This window comes from Candidatus Kapaibacterium sp., assembly GCA_023957315.1.
Taxonomy (GTDB): domain Bacteria; phylum Bacteroidota; class Ignavibacteria; order Kapaibacteriales; family UBA2268; genus PGYU01.
This window is the reverse complement of record JAMLHE010000015.1, coordinates 1-19,017: the sequence shown is the minus strand read 5'-3', so window position 1 is coordinate 19,017 and position 19,017 is coordinate 1. Positions and strand designations below refer to the sequence as shown.

18 protein-coding genes and 2 pseudogenes are annotated in these 19,017 nt (G+C 37.6%); 6 read left to right on the top strand and 14 right to left on the bottom strand.

The window, feature by feature from the left end:
* Positions 1-55: 55 nt before the first annotated feature.
* The 12 genes and pseudogenes from M9949_12725 to M9949_12670 form a co-directional block, all read right to left on the bottom strand.
* Positions 56-223: an SOS response-associated peptidase gene (locus M9949_12725; protein ID MCO5252263.1), complete on the bottom strand. Its 168-nt coding sequence runs from the start codon at positions 221-223 to the stop codon at positions 56-58.
* A gap of 95 nt (positions 224-318) precedes the next feature.
* Positions 319-438 (bottom strand): annotated as a pseudogene (locus tag M9949_12720) (cation-transporting P-type ATPase).
* A 286-nt stretch (positions 439-724) separates the two neighbouring features.
* A complete protein-coding gene (locus M9949_12715) occupies positions 725-1,249 on the bottom strand; it encodes a hypothetical protein (GenBank protein ID MCO5252262.1) in 525 nt (174 codons plus the stop codon).
* 251 nt (positions 1,250-1,500) lie between these two features.
* Complete coding sequence (locus M9949_12710) at positions 1,501-1,905, bottom strand: hypothetical protein (GenBank protein ID MCO5252261.1); 405 nt, start codon at positions 1,903-1,905, stop codon at positions 1,501-1,503.
* Between the two features lie 147 nt (positions 1,906-2,052).
* The gene (locus tag M9949_12705; protein ID MCO5252260.1) at positions 2,053-2,328 is read right to left on the bottom strand and encodes a hypothetical protein; all 276 of its coding nucleotides are present in this window, start codon (positions 2,326-2,328) and stop codon (positions 2,053-2,055) included.
* Positions 2,329-2,600: 272 nt separating this feature from the next.
* Positions 2,601-3,268 (bottom strand): annotated as a pseudogene (locus tag M9949_12700) (DUF4010 domain-containing protein).
* A gap of 271 nt (positions 3,269-3,539) precedes the next feature.
* Positions 3,540-4,142 (bottom strand): SOS response-associated peptidase, encoded by a 603-nt coding sequence (locus M9949_12695; protein MCO5252259.1) that lies wholly within the window; start codon positions 4,140-4,142, stop codon positions 3,540-3,542.
* Between the two features lies 1 nt (position 4,143).
* On the bottom strand, positions 4,144-5,403 hold the full coding sequence (locus M9949_12690; protein ID MCO5252258.1) for a Y-family DNA polymerase: 1,260 nt from the start codon (positions 5,401-5,403) through the stop codon (positions 4,144-4,146).
* Positions 5,403-5,855, bottom strand: coding sequence for a translesion error-prone DNA polymerase V autoproteolytic subunit (gene umuD / locus M9949_12685; protein ID MCO5252257.1), 453 nt, complete (start codon positions 5,853-5,855; stop codon positions 5,403-5,405). The genes M9949_12690 and umuD overlap by 1 nt, the downstream gene beginning before the upstream one ends.
* Positions 5,856-6,016: 161 nt before the next feature.
* Complete coding sequence (locus M9949_12680) at positions 6,017-6,940, bottom strand: hypothetical protein (GenBank protein ID MCO5252256.1); 924 nt, start codon at positions 6,938-6,940, stop codon at positions 6,017-6,019.
* 123 nt (positions 6,941-7,063) lie between these two features.
* Positions 7,064-7,855, bottom strand: coding sequence for a septal ring lytic transglycosylase RlpA family protein (locus tag M9949_12675; GenBank protein ID MCO5252255.1), 792 nt, complete (start codon positions 7,853-7,855; stop codon positions 7,064-7,066).
* Positions 7,856-8,031: 176 nt separating this feature from the next.
* Positions 8,032-9,012: a hypothetical protein gene (locus M9949_12670; protein ID MCO5252254.1), complete on the bottom strand. Its 981-nt coding sequence runs from the start codon at positions 9,010-9,012 to the stop codon at positions 8,032-8,034.
* A gap of 216 nt (positions 9,013-9,228) precedes the next feature.
* On the opposite strand from M9949_12670, the gene M9949_12665 reads away from it, so the two are divergent.
* Genes M9949_12665 through M9949_12655 form a run of 3 tightly spaced genes read left to right on the top strand, consistent with a single transcriptional unit; the run spans position 9,229 to position 11,827 of the window.
* A complete protein-coding gene (locus tag M9949_12665; GenBank protein ID MCO5252253.1) occupies positions 9,229-9,795 on the top strand; it encodes an RNA polymerase sigma factor in 567 nt (188 codons plus the stop codon).
* Positions 9,796-9,814: 19 nt separating this feature from the next.
* Positions 9,815-11,092 (top strand): hypothetical protein, encoded by a 1,278-nt coding sequence (locus M9949_12660; protein MCO5252252.1) that lies wholly within the window; start codon positions 9,815-9,817, stop codon positions 11,090-11,092.
* A 12-nt stretch (positions 11,093-11,104) separates the two neighbouring features.
* Positions 11,105-11,827, top strand: coding sequence for a hypothetical protein (locus tag M9949_12655; GenBank protein MCO5252251.1), 723 nt, complete (start codon positions 11,105-11,107; stop codon positions 11,825-11,827).
* Positions 11,828-11,837: 10 nt separating this feature from the next.
* On the opposite strand, the gene M9949_12650 is transcribed toward M9949_12655, so the two are convergent.
* On the bottom strand, positions 11,838-14,096 hold the full coding sequence (locus M9949_12650) for a hypothetical protein (protein MCO5252250.1): 2,259 nt from the start codon (positions 14,094-14,096) through the stop codon (positions 11,838-11,840).
* 53 nt (positions 14,097-14,149) lie between these two features.
* The gene (ribE, locus tag M9949_12645) at positions 14,150-14,614 is read right to left on the bottom strand and encodes a 6,7-dimethyl-8-ribityllumazine synthase (protein ID MCO5252249.1); all 465 of its coding nucleotides are present in this window, start codon (positions 14,612-14,614) and stop codon (positions 14,150-14,152) included.
* Between the two features lie 154 nt (positions 14,615-14,768).
* Between ribE and M9949_12640 the strand changes: the two genes are divergently transcribed.
* The 3 genes from M9949_12640 to M9949_12630 all read left to right on the top strand — a co-directional run.
* Positions 14,769-15,500: an FKBP-type peptidyl-prolyl cis-trans isomerase gene (locus M9949_12640; protein ID MCO5252248.1), complete on the top strand. Its 732-nt coding sequence runs from the start codon at positions 14,769-14,771 to the stop codon at positions 15,498-15,500.
* 110 nt (positions 15,501-15,610) lie between these two features.
* Positions 15,611-16,798, top strand: coding sequence for an aminotransferase class I/II-fold pyridoxal phosphate-dependent enzyme (locus M9949_12635; GenBank protein MCO5252247.1), 1,188 nt, complete (start codon positions 15,611-15,613; stop codon positions 16,796-16,798).
* Positions 16,799-17,188: 390 nt separating this feature from the next.
* Positions 17,189-19,017: YCF48-related protein (locus tag M9949_12630; protein ID MCO5252246.1), on the top strand; the 1,829-nt coding region annotated here is incomplete at its 3' end.

The following is a 19,017-nucleotide window of genomic DNA, read 5'->3' as shown; positions in this document are numbered from 1 at the left end:
AAGTACAAAAAATTATGCAAACTAACAAAATATTTTAGCGTGGGCTAAGATGCTCTCAAACTTCAATTGCTATCAATTCTATTTCGTGAAGTGTGTCTGTTTGTCCGGATAGCCATAATTGTTCGTTTGCGCGGTCTAAGATTACGGGCATACGTTTTTTGGAATTATGAATTTCGCGCATCAATCCGATTGCTTCCGTGGTGAGAATTGTGTAGGTGCTGATGATTTCGCCTGTGTTGCGGTCGGTCCAGTGGCTACTGACGCCAAAGCAACAGCAACGAGAATGAAAATAAATGGGTTCAATAACTGGTGCATGATTATCTGCAACAGTGTAATGTGTTTGCCTAAGGTGAGTTTGTTCTCGCCGTAAAACTGAATCCTTTCATTGGCTTCTTCCTGATTTAAGCCCGTATAAGAAGTTTTTAACTCACTAAAGATTTCTTCTTTACCTAAAGCCTTCCAATGCTCTTTGCCTAATCATCTTTATGTTTCATAAAATATCTTTTTTACTTTTTCAATTACCTTATGAATGCTTTATTAAACTATGCAAAACTAATTTACTTATATCATCTCAATGAATGATTGCATAAACACAGTATATGATTCGGTTGAATCCAAATTATCCAAAAAAAAGCTCTCCGAAAGTTCTTTCGAAGAGCATTTAATCATAGATGGAACGGCCACATAGAGCAGTCTCATCTTGGATAAAAGTTGTGGTTTGGAGCTACTTCTTCTTCAATTCTACAATTAGAACCCCAATTTTGTTATTAAAACCCATCACGGATGTAATGATTTTTACATCACCACCTTCTTTTGAAACGATTAAATTATCTGATTCAAAATCCAAATTCCCTGAGTATGTATTACCCTCAAACTTTTTATCAGATGATAATAAAACCATTTTATCCTCAGGATTTATTAATTGAACCAAGTCTGCTCCGGATTCTTTAACAAAGACTGTTAGAAGTTGACTTAGATTTTCTGTGTTATTTCTTAATAATTCACTTCTTACAGACCAAGAGAAAACTTCTGTAGCAAATTCAAGATGTTTGATTTGCAAACTATCAATTTTGCTTTCATATACAGCTATCAGTTGTGACTTTTCATTTTCAAAATTACTCTCGTTAATGCTGATTTTAACGGAAAACCAAATTACAACAGCTACAAGTATTATTGCTAAAAAGCTTGAAATTATATTGTTTTTCAAGAAAGCCACAAATTTGTTACTGATTTTTTCATCTGCACTCATAAATATCTCTTTAAATTTTATTAAATATTTTACTTATCTGTATCTTCAAGTGAAAGTATTTTAATCACCGAAAGCCCATTCCGCCTGAAATAGCATCCGGAATATACAAAATTGTGATATCAAGCGATAGTGGAATTTCTATATGTCAGTTAAAGAAACTTAGCTTAACCAATTCCATATTTTGACCTTCCGAAATAATAACTGCCCAAATAAAGAAAAAGTAATACTATAATTTTTAATAATCACATAGACTACTTATCGTTAATCGTAATACGAGAAATTTCTACACCTGCAGGATATGCAAGGTTCCCTTGTTCTTCTGCAGTTATAAAAATTTCTTTCACCTCAAATGGAGTCACTGTTTTCAGAAATGCTTTTTCAGCATTTTCATGATTTAATTGACCAACATTCTTAGTTTCACCATTTCCAACTAATACCCAAACACTATAATTGTTTTTTGGCGGATTTAACCTACTTGCAGCAGATAAATTAAGTGCAGTTATTTCAATAATGTAATTGTTGTTATTATCCTGCTTTATCTTCGCAGTTATGTCAGCTGCGGGGGTTACTTGTGATATTGGGAACTTTATAGTTGATGCACAAGAAGCCATTAATGCCACTGCAAAAATGATTGCTAAAATTCTAATTTTCCCCATTTTGTTGTTCTCCTTTTTTTGTTTTGTTTAATTTTGTACCTACTCTTAAATTAAAGATTTTCGGCTAACTCTTTTTTTAATTTTAGTCAATTTTAAAACTGATATTTGCAGGCTATACGTGTAGCCTGCAAAATCAACTATTCACGTTTAATTAAACATGGATTTAAGCTTGTTAAACTTTTCTTTGAAAGATTCCGAAGCCGAAGAAAAAACATCTTTGGCTTCTTCCCATTTTTCTTCTGTGGCATCGGCCAGCTCGTCATACTTAGTCTTCACTTCATTTCTTTTGGCTTTCAAAGCAGCCATTTTCTCTTTGTATTCAGCTTTGGTTTCAGCTTTAGCGCTTTCAATTTTGGCTTCCCAAACACCAATTTGGTCGTCCATTTCATCAATCTGCTTTTTTACTTTTTCTTTTGTGCTCATCGTTTTAAAAATTAGTGGTTAATAAATATTCAGTTAATACGTTACACGTAAAATAACCATTTTTATTGAGCTTTGCAAATTATTTTCCCAGAAAGTAGCTGATTACCATTCCGATAACCAGTAGGCTTGCCCAAATGGTAATCTCCTCAAATGTTAGGTTTATAACAGTTATAGTGATAGCCGCTGCTATCAAAAATTCCAGTGCCAGCAGCAGGTAAGAAGAAAATTGATTGTGCGCTGATTGCGTTAAAGCCCTCATATATGTTAAATTATCACATAAATAAAACAACAAGAATACCTGCCACGCCGCTTCCAACCATTACAAGAATTAATTTTACAGATACCTTAACATTGGTAATAAAAGCAAACATAAGCCCTTTAATGATTGTATTTGTCACTGCTGCAAGTACAATTCCAGTTACAGCAACTTGTTCTGTTAACTCTTCAGTTGCCATTTTTGAGAGCGAAAGCGTTATGGCATCGACATCCATCAAACCCGAAACAACAGATAAAATATAAATCCCTTCATCTCCAAACCATACCTTCATGGTTTCAGCCACCAAAAGTACTCCACCCAGCAATACAGCAAATAGTATGGCTGTTTTTATTTGAAAAGGGTTCTTAAGCTTCAGTGGCGGTTTCTCTTTATCTTCTTTTTCTCGGACCGACTTCCACAACCAAAATATTCCCAACAGTATAAATATGATCAAACTCAATACCGGGGGCCATAGAGTTTGAATCAGATTTATATTTACAACGGTTACCTCAATCATAACCCGAATAAACATAATGACAGATGCAATTAATACGCACGACATATAAATATTGCTTACGCGTGTTTTTTTGCCATATTTGCCAAACTCATAGTTACGGCTGTAGATGATGCAATCGCCCCAGTTAGTGCAGTCAAAAGAACGCCAATCCGGTCGCCAAATTCCATGGTAAGCATGAAATTACCGGTCAGATAAACATTATCTGCCTTATCAATAGCGAAACTTGTGAAATAATCATTATCATAGCCGCCAAAAGATTTAGCCCATTTGAAAACAGGACTAATTGCGTTTGCATTGACAATGCTGAAACAAAGCAATAAAAATGCACATATTTTCAGGCGGATAGTTCTCATAATCATAATTTCCTAAATGTATAATGTCCAAAATACTAAAAATTATGCAAACTAACAAAATATTTTAGCGGGGGCTAAGATGCTCTCACACCTCCATTGCCATTAATTCAATTTCGTGAAGTGTGTCTGTTTGTCCTGTTAGCCATAGTTGCTCGTTTGAGCGGTCTAAGATTACGGGCATACGTTTTTTGGAATTATGAATTTCTCGCATTAATCCGATTGCTTCGGTGGTGAGAATTGTGTAGGTGCTTATGATTTCGCCTGTGTTGCGGTCGGTCCAGTGGCTATATAGTCCTGCAAAGGCAAAGGCGTCATTGTCCGGCATGGTGATGAGGTATTTCTGCTTTTTCTTGCCGGCTTCGTCTAACCATTTCCATTCAAAAAAGCCATCGGCAAGCACCAAACAACGGTTATGGACTACGTATCTGAAGGATGGCTTCTCGTGTATGGTTTCAATTCTGGCATTCAGCGTGCTCTTTCTTATGCTGTCGTCTTTTGCCCAATGCGGAATTAATCCCCATGAGAATAGTTGGATATTGCCAACATCGCTTCTTGTGATTACGGGTGTTTTGGGGAATCGGAAACCATTGTAAACTTCGGGACGGAATTCCTCTTCGTCCTCAAATTTTGCTTTGAAACGGTGTTTTAGCTCTTGAGCCGATTTCGATTGTTGGGAATGGAAGCACATATCAGCAATGAATTTTAATGATGTCGGAAAGTTTGGTTGTGTATCGTGGTGAGAGCTTTTCTTGTTTCATTTTCCATACGCGTTTTTGGTCTTGAGTTGCCAAGCGAATTTTTTGCTGCCCGTAGCTTTTGTTGAGTGCATCCACAGCTTTCATTAGCGGAATATGTCTTTCGTCGCGATTTTCAAACAGGTGGATTTGTGGGCTGTCTTCGGGTGTGAAATCTTGCACGATTACGCCGGCTTTTTTGTAGTGGTAGCCATCTTTGAATATTTTCGATAAAGCAAATAGTGCAAATCTACTTAATTCGATGCTTGAATTGGTTGCGAAGGGCAATTTAATAACTATGTTTCGGCTGTATTGTGGCAAGTCCTTGCGGTGTCCGTTGGTATGCACAAACACCATGAGCGAATTGCAACAAGACTTTTGATGGCGCAACTTCTCGGCACACGATACGGCAAATGTCGAAATGCGTTCTTGCAGTTGTTCCAACTTGGTGTAATTTGCTTCAAATGAACGCGTAGTTGCGATGCTTTTCTTGGATTGCACTGCATCTAAGCCTAATGTGGGAATGCCCTGCAAATCGTGCTTCAGACGCAAGCCTACAATTGCCATCTGCTTTTTTACCCAAGCATCGTCAAGTTGCACAAAGTCGTATGCCGTAATTACCCCAACTGAGATTAGTCTTTTGCTGTGTTGGCGTCCAATTCCCCAGACGTCTTCGATTTTTAACCATTTAAGTGCCTTGATTCGCTTTTCATCGGTATCTATGATGTAGGCACCTTCGGTTTCTTTCGGGAATTTTTTGGCGATTCGATTTGCCACTTTTGCAAGTGCTTTAGTGGGTGCTACACCTACGCTTATGGGGATTCCTGTCCATTTTTGCACTTTGATTCGCATTTCTTTAGAATAGCTCTGCAAATTGAGATGCTCCAATCCATCGAACTTCAAGAAAGCCTCGTCAATGCTGTAAATTTCCATCTCGGGGCTGTATTGCTCCAAAATACTCATTACGCGTTGGCTCATGTCGCCATATAAAGCAAAATTTGCCGAGAAGACTTGCACATTGTGCTTGTTGAGCAGTTCTTCATATTCAAAAAGTGGTGCACCCATTGGAATACCGACTGCCTTAGCTTCGTTACTGCGCGCAATCACACAGCCGTCGTTGTTGGAAAGTACCACAACAGGCTTGCCCACGAGGTCGGGGCGGAAAACACGCTCGCAGGAAGCATAAAAATTATTGCAGTCAATGAGAGCAAACATTACAGTGGCTTTTTGATGATAAATGTTACGACGCCCCAAACTTCAAGGTTGTGATGCTCCTCGACTTTGATGGGTTTGTATGTATCGTTTTCGGGCATTAGCCAAATTCCGCTTTTGTCAATTTTGATACGTTTCAATGTAAATTCACCGTCAATGTAGCAAACTGCGATTTTTCCATCGGCGGGTTCGATGCTTTTGTCTATGACTAATAGGTCGCCATTATTTATACCTGCACCCCGCATAGATTCGCCTTGCACTCTGCCGTAGAAAGTCGCAGCCGGATGTTCGATTAAATGCTTGTTCAGGTCAATGTTTAAGTCCACAAAATCTAAAGCCGGCGATGGGAAACCTGCACTAAAAGTAAAGGGGAGCAAAGGTAATTCAAGCTCCGTAGCTGTGTTTGCGGAGTAAATTACCAATGTAGGGCTGCTATGTAATTTCAATAATGCCATTAAAATTCCTCGGTAAAAATGATATGCAAACTTATACAATAATTGGCATAATATCAAAGGAGAATGAAATTTGAACGAAAGTCGCTGTAGCATTATGCCAAAGCGATAATATTAAAACGTTTAACGACATGAATAGTTGCTGTGCCGAACCAGATTTTTTCTTAACGATAGGAAGTGTGATTGAGTATGAATACTCCTAATTTTACCAAATGTGCTTTTTCAGGATATGGGTTGATTCCCGTGTCCGACAGATAGTCATAAGTCAATCCTATTCTGAATTCCGCTTTGCCTCTAATCGCTATCCCTGTTGCAATCCCGACATTTATGTCAGCTTTCTGAAAACTGCTGAAACGGTCGAGAAATTCTTCATTTTTGCTGTAAAAATTTATCATTGAATATGAGCTAAAGTAATAATTCCAATAGTGGCTGCTAAGTTTTTTTGTAAAATTAAAGTTGAAACCAAGCGAACCGATAAGTTGTTTCCAATTGGAATTGACCGGCATCCAGCTATTAGGGTAGCGGTAGTCCTGTCTGATAGTGTATAATTCACCACGTAGAGCAAACAGCGCATTTTCTTGTTCTTCTAAAACATCGAAAGGCATCAAAAATTTGCCCTGAAGGCTACCGAAAATCAATGCACGCTCTTTGCCATACAGATAGTTATCAATATCGTGTTTGCAGCGGTGCATATAGCCCAACTGCCAGAAATTATCACCGGTTTTGCGGGTATAAACAAATCCTTCTTCCCAGAAAATTGACCTGGGTTTGAAACCAATGTCATTGTCCGAATTTGCGACAAACTCGATATGACCTACAAAAGCCAGACTTGACGAACTACCGGTACGGAAAAATTCAACAAATGTGCCAAGCTTCTGATTCCAAGCATGCTCAAAGTCTCGCTTAATGGCATAGGATGCAAATTCAGCAAATCCCCCGAAAGAATGGATATATGCAGTACTGTCGTCCGGCAGATTATCAGCAACGTTGAATAGGGGATTGAACACCACAAATCTGTCCGGCATCCTTTGAGCAGATAGCGGCGTCAATATCAAACATATCAATATCAGGTGTAAGATTGACTTCATTTTTATAAATGTTATAAATTTTTAATACTTGAATTTGTCCTCAATAAATGATATGCAAATATATAAAAAAAAGAGGCTGAAATTCATCAGCCTCTAAAAATTTTGTTCATGAAATAGCAAAAATTATGGATACACTTTTTCTGCCATCATGAAAGGTATTTTACGTTGCTTCGGTATCGAAAGTTTGCCTATAAAATAGGTGTCGTTGTCTCTGGCAGCTTGCTTTTCGGTATATTCGTCAGCATCTACCAAGATGAACAACTCTGTACTGTCCGCTCCCGTAGCTAAAAGAGCTTTGTATTCTGTCACTGTAGTGTGGAATCCGTCAAATTGATTTATGATTTCAACTTTATCAGAGGGCAAACATACAGGATTCTCAGTCAATGAATACGCAAAGAAGTATTTTCCGTCATCAGGAATGTCAATTTTCCCCGGGATGAATCCTTCAAATGAAACTTTGGGCAAACCGAGACCATTAATGGCTTGTGCCGATTTGTAGGAAAGGTCAATGACTCTTTTGCCTACATAAGGTCCGCGGTCGTTGATTCTGACAAGTGTCGAAAGTCCGTTTATAACATTAGTAACTTTCAAGATTGTCCCGAATGGGAGTTTTCTATGAGCAGCTGTATATTCGTACATATTGTATTTTTCGCCACTCGCAGTGCGTCTGTTGTGGAAATATTTCCCGTAATAGGACGCTGTTCCATTTACAGTAAGCAGGAAGTCTGATGCTACGTCAAGTTCTGCAACGTCAACTTGAGTCGTATCAGCGATAGCCACAATCTTGGAACGGAGGGTTTCCCGATTTGGCTCTTTCGCACTCACTAAAATGTGTATCGAAAGCAAGATGATTGTTATCAATGCAGGAGCTGCAAAAATATACATCTGCTTCCGTATAAAAGATATTAAAGGCATTCGGAGTTGTACTCCTATTGTGAAACATAACCTAAATCAAGTAAAATCTTTCTTATTAAAATATTGAAAATATCCAAATAAGTTTAAATAATGTGAATTATTTCAAATTATATAAACGAAATCTTAGTTTTATAATTGCAGGTATCTTGGTAATGATATGATTTATGGTTACTTACCTAAAGGTGAAGCCCCAAAACAATTGAGTATCCGGCGGTTTTTCGGGTATTAATACCGAATAGTGTCACTCGATAAATAAATTCGGCATGAAATGTCTTTTCCACCAAAATTTTGAATGCAAACCCGACTCTCATGTAAATTTCTTTATATGGATTGTGACGAGCGTCAAGTATTGCAGTCTCTTCAATCGTGTCGAATGAGTAAGCGGATTGGATGAATGCCCTCATTTCGGTATCGGGTACCGATGTCAGCATAAAATTCAGATTCGCAATCAACATATCGGAGTATTCGCCACCTCTTATTCGATAGCCGAGTTCTGTCAGAATTGCATATTTCTCACCTATGATTCCGGAAGTGATTTGGGGTGCGATTTCGAATGGGAAATATCTGGAGAAACTCGTCGAATCGCCAAAGATAGGCTCTGCAGCGGTCGGTATTGCGACATTGAGATTGAAATCCGAAAAAAAGGATTTGTAAGTATATACGTAGTTCGCTCCGAGACCTATGAAATCTAATTGGCTTATGTGGTCTTCATACCGTAGTACTTTATTAGTTACGCTGCCTGTGCTTGAAAAGTTGATATAGTTTTCATCGTAGTAAATCAGCGAGAATGGCAATCTAATACCGAAAGTCAAATTTTTGTAAACTTCATAGCCCGCGAAAAGCTCGATGTTGTGGGTCACGTCGTTGAATCCATAAGCTGTCGATTTACCGGCGACTACATTTGTATCTGCATAGTGTGTCAAATTATCACCTTCGCCATCATAAAATGATGATGAGTTGGAGGAGTTGTATTGCAGCAAGATTTTTAGACCTACTTTCTCCTCTTCAAACTGCTCTAATTCTTCTTTCTTTCGTTTTTCTTCCTCTCCGGCAACTACGTTGTAGGGTTTTTTTTGTGCCTTCAGGTCGGAATTGCCGCCAAACATAAAAATCATTGTGAATATTGCGAATAGTAAAGCTTGGTAATGTGATTTCATCGATTATGATTCCAATTGATATTATTTCTTAAAATAAGCAAAAACTAAAATACTGAAAAAAAACGGGTCATGGCACAAAATCCAATCAAAAAATAAAAAAACTGTTTTGACAATATTTAAACTTATAAATGTTCAGTAATACAAAAAAGTTACAATATTTTGCAACTAAATTATAAGTTAAGTGTATTTATAACTGATTGTAAATTTGAGCGGAAAATGGCGAAGAACTTTAGAAGTCTGTCAGATGTGGAACTCGTTTCGATGCTAAGTGGCAACAAAGCCGACGCATCGGAAGCTTTTCGCGTGCTTTACGACAGATATTCTTCGATTGTTCATGCTTACTGTGTCAGAGTGACCGGCGATGAGGACAAAGCGGATGACATTTTCCAAGATACCTTCATCAAATTTTACCAAAAGGTACAACCGGACATTGAAAATACAAATATACCGGGCTTTTTGATGAAAATCGCTCGCAATTTGTGTTTGAATGCAAAACGAGATAAAAAAAACACTATTGACATTGACGAAGTGGATTACTACGTCAGCACAGGTACAAATTACGAACAAAAGGAACTGTTAGATTTGATTACACGCTCGCTGGATTTGCTCGAGGACGACTATCGGGAAGCCTTTGTGTTGAGAGAATATAGCGGTTTGAGCTACGAGGAGATTGCCGAAGTGACGGGCATATCTCTCGGAAATGCAAAATCAAGAGTTTTTAGGGCTAAGCAAAAGATTAAATCTATACTTAACCCTTATTTGAAAGACATTAGTATGAAATAATATAATAAATGGTCCGAAAATGGAACAAGAACAAATAATATACGATTACATCGAAGGAGTTTTACCGCCTGAAAAAGAGCTTGAGCTATTCCAAATGCTTACAGCTAATGAAGAATTGCGGGCAGAACTCAAAAGTCAGATGGCGATTAAAAGTGCAGTCAAATCCGATGTTGTTGCTTATACGCCTAAAGCCCAATCGACTATGAATATTTTCAATACGATTGGTCTGACTCCTCCTCCGGGAATAGCTCCTATACCAAGTCCGGGCTTTTTCTCGGTAGTTGCCGCTAAATTTAGCAGCATTTCACCTTTATTGTTGACTGGCATGGCAACGGCTGTAGCTACTGCAGTTGTTATCTTTATGCTCTATAATTTTGGTACTTTTGATGGTGCTTTAGCTGCCAAATATGGCAACAATCAAACAAGCAATAATTCATCTATCAATAATATCAATCAAAATGCGATACCAACAATGACTTCCGAAGCGGAAGTAGCAAAGTCAAATGTCAATCAAGCTTCAGAGCCACTTGCAGTTGATAAATCGGTGGCTGAACCAAAAGTGGTTTACAAATATATTTACGTTACGAAAGATGATACGAAAGCTAATGAAAATCAGAATCACGAATTGCTAAATAATGATGCCGCCAACGACGTGTCTTCACCATCGGAAGTCGCATTGAGCAGAGCAAATTTATCATCTCCTGTCGTACAATATAGGGGAGAAGAAGCTCCTTTGAATTTGCTCAGAAGCCCGTACGGTACAAATGATATAAGAAATCCGATGATTGAAACTGCTTTTATCGGCAATGAAGGAAACGAAAATTTCGCTATTGAATTCCGTGGCTCGATTTACAATCATGGCGAAGGTGTCAAAATTGACCCTGCAAAATATGACATGGCAAACGTTGGTATTTCCGGTACATATTCATTGTTTGATGATTTGAAAGTTGGTGTTGATTGGCATAGAGAAAATTTCTACCAAACTTTTAGCGGCGTTGAAGACGGCGTATTATACACATATAACCAAAATCCAAACATCGAAACTTATGGTGTATTTTTTCGCTACCACCCGGACTTTGCGAAAATTGGTTATTTCGCTCCTTTTGCTCAAGTAAATGGTGCTTATTCGACAGTGGGACCTGTTTTTAGGGGAATGATAGGTCTCGAATTTTCAACGGATAATACTTCAAAATTCGTAGTCGCTTATGGATATAACCACTTGAGATTTAAACATGGTGGGAATTGGTTTGATTCCGGTAAAACCGGTTTGCAAATCGGATTTGGATTTAAATTCTAAGGAAAAATTGAAATGAATCAAATTTATATTGTACTTATCGCAGCATTATTGACTTTGGGACTATTTTCGTGCGAAGATTCTCTCGGGGTCAACGGTACTGATTACATCAAGGAAATGGTTTCCGGAGATACTATCAGTATTGATACAACTATGATTAATTTCAAAAAAGTAGTTATTCGCGAAATCGTTACAAAGCGTGATACTCTTTATGATACTACCTATGTAAAACAGCCTATAGTTACGTCTCATAATCGTTATTTGCAAATATTCCAACGGCACGGGCAAGGTGGCGATTTGCGTGAATTGACTTCGGACTTTGACGAATTCAGCTACAATTCAACCTTAGATTATAATTACTTGACTCCAAAATTAGATTTGATTATGTCAGTCACTACAAATCATGACTTGCAAGTAGTAAAAAACAAGGGATTTCCCGGAATTATCAGATATGCTTACATCAAAATACCGGAAATGTTTATCATAAGCGACCAGCCAATGCCGATTGCCGAACTAAAAAAAATGGGTGGTAACTTCAAACTTACTTTTACAACAACAGGTTTAGTCAATTATAACTACGAAGCAAACCAAATCAACGGAATGTTCGGCGTAAGCAAACGAATCGTCGAAGAAGGCGAAATTAAGAGTGTATCTTTATATTTCCAAGGTGAAGTTTTTGATATAAATAATCCTGCTAAAAGATTTGCCTTTGCTTTCCACCTTAGACTTGATTTCTAAACTCGGGCAATTAGTTTTTACGGACTACTGCAATTTTCTGGACTGATGTTTCTTTAGTCGTTAGCGAGGTAGCTACTACTAAAAATATTCCGCTATTGACTAAATTGCCATTCTCATCTTTGCCGTCCCATACAGTCTTTTTGCTTCCTGTGACAATTCGCCTTACGAATAAACCATCCGAAGTAAGGATTTTCAGTTCCGAATATTCTACAAGCCCGTCAATAACTAATTCAGCGTCAATACTTGGGTCGAATGGTTGCGGATAGCAAGCAATTTCGTAATTTTGAGCAGGAGTGACTGAAAGAGTGGTCGCTTCGTAAACTCCAGATCTTGTACTGAAAAACATTTTACCAAATTTGCCATCATATCCTAATGCAAAGACTTCATTTGTAGGCAAAGGTGAATTGGTGGTGTTAATATATGCAATAACTGCTGCTCCGTCGGAATCTACCACCCACACACCATCACTTGTCGCAATCCATTTATTATTCTGAGCATCCACCACAATATCGTTCACATTAATCTCGCCTAACAATCTGGATAGTGACCTGACAATAAGATTGTTTCTGTTATTTAACACTGCAGAAGGATTTATGATTACTGAAACACCTTTGGCAGTTCCAATCCAAACAGTACCTAATTTATCCACGGTTATGGAGTTATGTGTATTCTCCAACAAATTAGGTATTTGAGACGCTGTCAGCATTTCACTTACATCATCAGTAAAATCATCAGGTGTGCCATTATCATTATAATACAACAATCCCAAACCATGAACCGGAGCGCCGCCAACCCACTTAGTACCGTAAAAATCTATGCCAAGAGTCATGAATTGTCTTGAGTTAGGGCTTTGTTTGTTTATGAAGCCGTGTGAAATACCTTCGGGAGTTATCGCTACTAATGAAGGTCCCGGTGAAACAGTACCTAAACAAGCCATCCAAACCCATCCGTTTTTGTCAACTTCGCTTTCACCAACAACAATAAAATCAGGTGATGTAGCCAAACCTACTAAAGCCGAATTGCTCCTGTTGTAAAGAGTACCATTGCTTACTGTATCATTCTTATCAAAAATAAAAATACCTCTACCATAATTGCTGACAAATACTTTCCCACTTGTAGCAGTAATTTTGTGATATTCGTTAGTTTTCAGGACCGGATAAACAGGAGATGTGAAATTATGCCAATTTTCACCATCGTAGCTTGCGAATCCTCTTGAAGAAGCACCTGGCATTGTGGCTAACCATAAAACACCGTCTTCGTCAACGCTCAAACTTCTGAAACTATTGGTTATTGGGGTGTTAGGCTTATAATGAATTAAAGTATCATTTTGGTAAATTCCAATTCCGGCGTCGCGGTAATAAAAAACAAAATAAGGTTCTTCGGAATAATTTTTAGCAATTTCAAATCCTCGAATTAGCGCCGGATGATTAATATTTATCATATTACTACCAATCCGTATATCAAATTGATTTGTATATGCAAATTTGTTATCAAATTCATTTATGCTTGTCAGTTCATCCGGGGATTCGATAAACTCTTCAAAGAAATCATCTTTGAACTTTTTAACAGCTTTTTCGGACATTGCATAGATAGTGTTTTCGACTGAAGTTAGATTTAGAATTTTCTTATCATAAAGCCCATCTTGTGAGTCATAATTTGTCCATACTGCAGGATTTGCTAATTGGTCATCAAGTTTCGCTTTGGCTACTCCTACATCAGTAGCAAGCCAAATTGTATTATTTTCGATTAAAATCTTATTCGTTGGAGTTTGGTTCGGAAATTCACCATAACGCTTAATTGTCTCAAGAAAGACATAATTATTTAGGTCAAACACAGCCAATCCGAACCCGCCGGCTATATAAGCTTTATCGCCCTCAAAATGAATATCATGGATAATTGAATTAGAAAATTGTTGGTTATATATATCGGTGATATGAATCCATTTTTCATCGGGAGTGAATATTTCAATGTAGCCGTCAAATGTTCCGAGCATGACAATTTCTCGTTCTTTGTGGGCTTTAATGATAGTAATTTGACTACTTAGGAAAGCATTAATATTATCAAATTTTTGATATGAGCCCTCATTTTTGTCAAAAATAAATGCTCCACCCGAAGACCCTGCCCAAATTCTTTCTTTATGGTCAACTGCAACTGTAATGACATCCAATAGCGATGTATGAGATTTCCAGTTATCTATACGAAAATCCACAGAGAAAGCAGTAGTGAGAGTTAGAACGAAACAAGTCGTGAATATAAAGAATAACTTCATCGCTTTACCACATATAATTTAACAAAAAGGTAACAACTGCGATACAATCTCCTTTACAAAGCGTTGATTAATGAAATCATTTCGATTGCCGTGACTGCAGATTCAAAACCCTTGTTGCCTTGTTTAGCGCCCGACCTTTCAATTGCTTGTTCTATCGTATCAGTTGTCAGAACTCCCAAAATGCACGGCACACCTGTCTCAAGTGATACACGAGCAATACCTTTGCTTACTTCGGAGGCTATATAATCGAAATGTGGTGTTGAACCACGAATTACAGCACCAAGAGCAATTACGGCATCATATTTTTTGGATTCCGCCATTTTCTGGACAATCAGTGGCAACTCAAATGCACCCGGACAATATGCTATAGTAATTTTTGCGTCATCGGCTTGGTTTCGACGAAGCCCGTCTAAAGCACCATCAAGCAATTTTGAAACCACAAACTGATTCCAACGTGACACTACAATGGCAAAGGATTTGCCTTTTGCATCGAAAATTCCTTCAATTATTTGCGGCATTAATTTCTCTTATTCTTTATACAATTTTCAAATTTAACAATAAATTTCCAATTTTTACAATAATGAATCGTAAATGATTGCTGTGAAGACGTTATTTTAGTAAAATTAATTTGAAATTTATATTTTTTTAAAAATTTATTGGAGTTCTTTCAAAATGTACAAGATTTTTTCGATAACAATCGCCTTGTTTTTAATAGTATCATGCGGTGCTGAAGCACAAAACAAAAAAGACCAAACTAAGCCAATTGTGCTCAAAAATGCTCAGGATTCAATATCCTATATAATTGGGACACAATGGGGCGGTTCCTTGGCAATGGATTCGGTGAAAGTAAACATTGATGCCCTCAAGCAAGGCATTGTAGATGCTCTCAACGGAAGTCCTATTGAAATGGACCAAGCTAAAGTTGACGCAATGATGCAAGCACTCGTAGCTGAAATTAACGTAAGACGCCAACAAGGCGAAGCTTTAAAACAAGAGGAGACCAATCAAATGGCTAATGTGAATCTTCAAAAAGGAAGAGAATTCCTTGAACAAAACAAAAACAAACCGGGCGTAAAAGTTACAGCATCAGGTTTGCAGTATAAAGATATTACTCCGGGAACAGGTAAATCACCTAAAGCTACCGACAAAGTTAAAGTACATTACAAAGGTACTTTCATCAATGGTGAAGAATTCGACAGTTCTTACAAAAGAGGCGAACCTATCGAATTTCCACTTTCAGGTGTTATCAAAGGTTGGACTGAAGGTCTGCAACTTATGAAAACCGGTGGCAAAATGCAATTCGTCATCCCTTCAGATTTGGCATATGGCGAAAACGCTCACCCATCAATCGGACCGAATCAAGTTTTGATTTTTGAAGTTGAATTACTTGACGTAATCGAATAAATTCGTTTTGAGCATTAATTTTGCTCGACGTTTTTATTGCATGTGAATTATAGTTAATTTTGTGTCGGTTATTTATACAATAACCGACATTTTTATTTCAAGGAGACAATATGAAAGACATTCGTAATTACAAGCAAGAAACAATTTGCGTTCACGCAGGAACCAAAGAAAGCCCCGAAGGTTCGGTAGTAACACCGATTTATCAAACATCAACTTTCAAATTCAAAGATGTAAATCACGGAGCATCGCTCTTCAAAGGCGAATCCGATGGTTATATCTATACCAGAATGCGCAACCCCACAATTGAAGCTATGGAAGATGCCGTTGCCGCTCTGGAATGCGGAGCAAAAGCACTTGGATGCGCCAGCGGTATGGCTGCAATCCACACTTTATTTGCCACCGTTTTGAGCCATGGCGACCATGTAATTTGTAGTGAAGCCGTTTACGGACCAACCTACACCATATTACATGATTTCTTTACCAGATTTGGAGTCGAAACCACATTTGTTGATACTTGCAATATTGAAGCCGTTCAAAAGGCTGTCCAATCAAACACAAAATTAATTTTTATCGAGACACCGGGCAATCCATCAGTCGTAATGGCTGATATTGCCGCCATAGCTTTAATTGCTCACAAAGCAGGTGCGAAACTCGCTGTGGACAATACATTCATGAGCCCCATTTACCAAAAGCCGATACTTTTTGGAGCGGATTATATTGTTCATAGCATGACAAAATACCTGAACGGTCATGCTGATGTCGTCGCAGGAATTATAATTTTGAAAGATGAATCTGAGTACAAGCCTTTCCGCAAATCACTCAATCTTATTGGCGGAGTGATTGACCCATTCAATTCATTCCTCGTTCATCGCGGATTAAAAACCCTTTCAATCAGAGTCAAACAACAAGCCGAGAATGCTATTATAATAGCCGAATACCTCGAAAATCACCCAAAAGTCAAATGGGTCAATTTCCCCGGTCTCAAATCGCACCCACAATATGAAATAGGGTTGAAACAAATGACCGGACCCGGCTCGATGATAGCCGCCGAATTGCATGGTGGTATCGAAGCAGGGATAACAGTTATGAATAATATCGAGATTTTCCAACTCGCAGTAAGCCTTGGCGGAGTCGAATCACTCATCCAACACCCGGCGTCTATGACTCACGCAGGTATGGGCAAAGAATCTCGCGAACAAGCACACATTTATGACGGTCTGATTCGCATTTCCGTCGGAATCGAAGATGTGAACGACCTACTCGCCGCATTAGATAAAGCACTAGAGCTGATAGCGTAAAAATACGAAATCCCCCTTAAGCGAGCTTGCGAGCAGGGGGATTTGTATTCTTAGTCCTAAAATATGTTGAAAAAAATAGCCCATGAATTTATTCGTGGGGGAAGAAAATTGACGTCGTAGATGTGATTAATTCATCCGATGACTCCCAGTTCACAAGTGCGGCACATTTGTTAGAGATAATTCATAAGTTGATTCCAAGTCACCGGATGAAATGAATGGAAAATTTGAGAGCTTATTATCCCAACTTTGTTACAACTGACGAAACTATTTTTTGGGGAAATCTCAATAACTTTATTTAACTTTGTAAAGTAGTATTAACACTGTTTTTTTTAGATTCTTAGTAATTAAGCCTACAATTGGCTACATTTCGTTATCATATTTGGAGCTTTTATGAGAAGTATAATGTTGGTTATTATGATGTTAGCATACTCGATTGCTTATCCTTATTGGGAGGAATCAAATAATGGATTATTTGTTGGTGAAGATTTTAACTTTATTGCTGTTAACGGAGATGTAATGTATGCCGGAACTCAAATTTCGGGTCTTTATTCTTCTACTGACAATGGCATTACTTGGAATCAACAAAATACAGGCTTAAACATTAGCACAGCAACATCTATGTTGATGATTGGCGATACTATTTATGCGATTATGGATTATAAGATTTGTCAATCTACCGATAATGGTAATACTTGGACAAGGAACTATGATTCTCCAAGTTTTACTACAATGGCTGTAAATGGTCAAAACATTTATGCCGCAACTAACGATGGTGATGTATACTATTCCTATAACAATGGCAAAAACTGGCAGTTTAAGTATAGTTCGCCCTCAGTTATTAATTCGATGGTTATTAACGGTAATAACATTTTTATAGGAACAGGAGCTGGGCTTAATATTTCAGTTAACAATGGTTTTAATTGGACAAATAAAAATTTTGGAAATTCAAATCCAGATATCAGAATATTAACAATTAATGGGCCCGATATTTATGCGGGAACAGAGGAAGGCTTTTTTGTTTCTTCAGATAATGGAAATACTTGGGAAGCAAACAACATAGGTTTGACAAATACACAAATTAGAGCAATAGCAACAAACGAAAATAATATCTATATCGGTACAGAAAATGGTTTTTTCGTATCTACAGATAATGGCAATAGATGGTTAGAAAAAAATACCGGATTATTTACTACTAAGGTAAACTCTATTGTATTCAAAGGTGAAAATATCTTTATCTCTACAGCCAAAGGTGGCATTTACCAATCTACAGATAATGGCAATAGCTGGATTGATATGAATGAATCTTTTTTTAAACCAAGAGTCTGGTCAATTGCTGTTTCAGATAATAAAATTTATGCGGGCATTGATAGACAAGGCGGTATTTACCGATCCATAGATAATGGCTATAGTTGGGTTGAAAAGAGTTCAGGTTTAAAACATAAATCTGTTCACACAGTAAAGGCAAGCAACGAAAATGTTTATGTCGGTACAACAAATGGATTGTTTCTATCTACCAATAGTGGAAATAGTTGGAAAAAAGCGAACTATTTAACATTTGAAAATACGCGAGTTAATGTTATAGCCAATAAAGATGATAATATTTATGTTGGGGCATATTGTGCCGGCATACACATATCCACCGACAATGGAAATAGTTGGAAACCAAAAAACACCGGGTTCAAAGGTTGTGTAACTTCTATGGCAGTTGATGAGCAAAATATATTTGTAGGTACTTTGAGTAATGGCTTATATCTATCCACCGACGGTGGTGATAGTTGGCAAGAAAGAAATTTTGGCTTAGCCAATTCTGCAATTATGTCCATAGCAATTGATGGAAACAATGTATTTACAGGCACATTAGGTAATGGTATATATTTATCCACCGACAATGGAGATAGTTGGGAAGAAAAGAATTTTGGATTAACTCACGATACAATTTATACATTAACGGTAATTGATGATTATTTATTTGCAGGGACTTTTGGAGGAGGAGTATTCTTTTCCAAAGATAATGGCAATAACTGGATAGAAATAAATCAAGGTTTAACTAATCTTAATGTTACGTCCATAGCCAATATCGGAGACGATATTTTTGTCAGTACATGGCTGGGTGGCATTTTTAAAGCAAGTCTTAGCTTAACCTCAGTTGAAAACAATCCTTATTTATCCCAAATTGGTTTCTCCATCTACCCCAATCCCGCAACAGAATATATTGAAAT

Excerpts from the sequence above, each read along its gene's own strand:
- M9949_12715 (MCO5252262.1), bottom strand. The coding sequence starts at position 1,249 with ATGAGTGCAGATGAAAAAATCAGTAACAAATTTGTGGCTTTCTTGAAA.
- M9949_12710 (MCO5252261.1), bottom strand. The coding sequence starts at position 1,905 with ATGGGGAAAATTAGAATTTTAGCAATCATTTTTGCAGTGGCATTAATG.
- M9949_12705 (MCO5252260.1), bottom strand. The coding sequence starts at position 2,328 with ATGAGCACAAAAGAAAAAGTAAAAAAGCAGATTGATGAAATGGACGAC.
- M9949_12695 (MCO5252259.1), bottom strand. The coding sequence starts at position 4,142 with ATGTGCTTCCATTCCCAACAATCGAAATCGGCTCAAGAGCTAAAACAC.
- M9949_12690 (MCO5252258.1), bottom strand. The coding sequence starts at position 5,403 with ATGTTTGCTCTCATTGACTGCAATAATTTTTATGCTTCCTGCGAGCGT.
- umuD (MCO5252257.1), bottom strand. The coding sequence starts at position 5,855 with ATGGCATTATTGAAATTACATAGCAGCCCTACATTGGTAATTTACTCC.
- M9949_12680 (MCO5252256.1), bottom strand. The coding sequence starts at position 6,940 with ATGAAGTCAATCTTACACCTGATATTGATATGTTTGATATTGACGCCG.
- M9949_12675 (MCO5252255.1), bottom strand. The coding sequence starts at position 7,855 with ATGCCTTTAATATCTTTTATACGGAAGCAGATGTATATTTTTGCAGCT.
- M9949_12670 (MCO5252254.1), bottom strand. The coding sequence starts at position 9,012 with ATGAAATCACATTACCAAGCTTTACTATTCGCAATATTCACAATGATT.
- M9949_12665 (MCO5252253.1), top strand. The coding sequence starts at position 9,229 with ATGGCGAAGAACTTTAGAAGTCTGTCAGATGTGGAACTCGTTTCGATG.
- M9949_12660 (MCO5252252.1), top strand. The coding sequence starts at position 9,815 with ATGGAACAAGAACAAATAATATACGATTACATCGAAGGAGTTTTACCG.
- M9949_12655 (MCO5252251.1), top strand. The coding sequence starts at position 11,105 with ATGAATCAAATTTATATTGTACTTATCGCAGCATTATTGACTTTGGGA.
- M9949_12650 (MCO5252250.1), bottom strand. The coding sequence starts at position 14,096 with ATGAAGTTATTCTTTATATTCACGACTTGTTTCGTTCTAACTCTCACT.
- ribE (MCO5252249.1), bottom strand. The coding sequence starts at position 14,614 with ATGCCGCAAATAATTGAAGGAATTTTCGATGCAAAAGGCAAATCCTTT.
- M9949_12640 (MCO5252248.1), top strand. The coding sequence starts at position 14,769 with ATGTACAAGATTTTTTCGATAACAATCGCCTTGTTTTTAATAGTATCA.
- M9949_12635 (MCO5252247.1), top strand. The coding sequence starts at position 15,611 with ATGAAAGACATTCGTAATTACAAGCAAGAAACAATTTGCGTTCACGCA.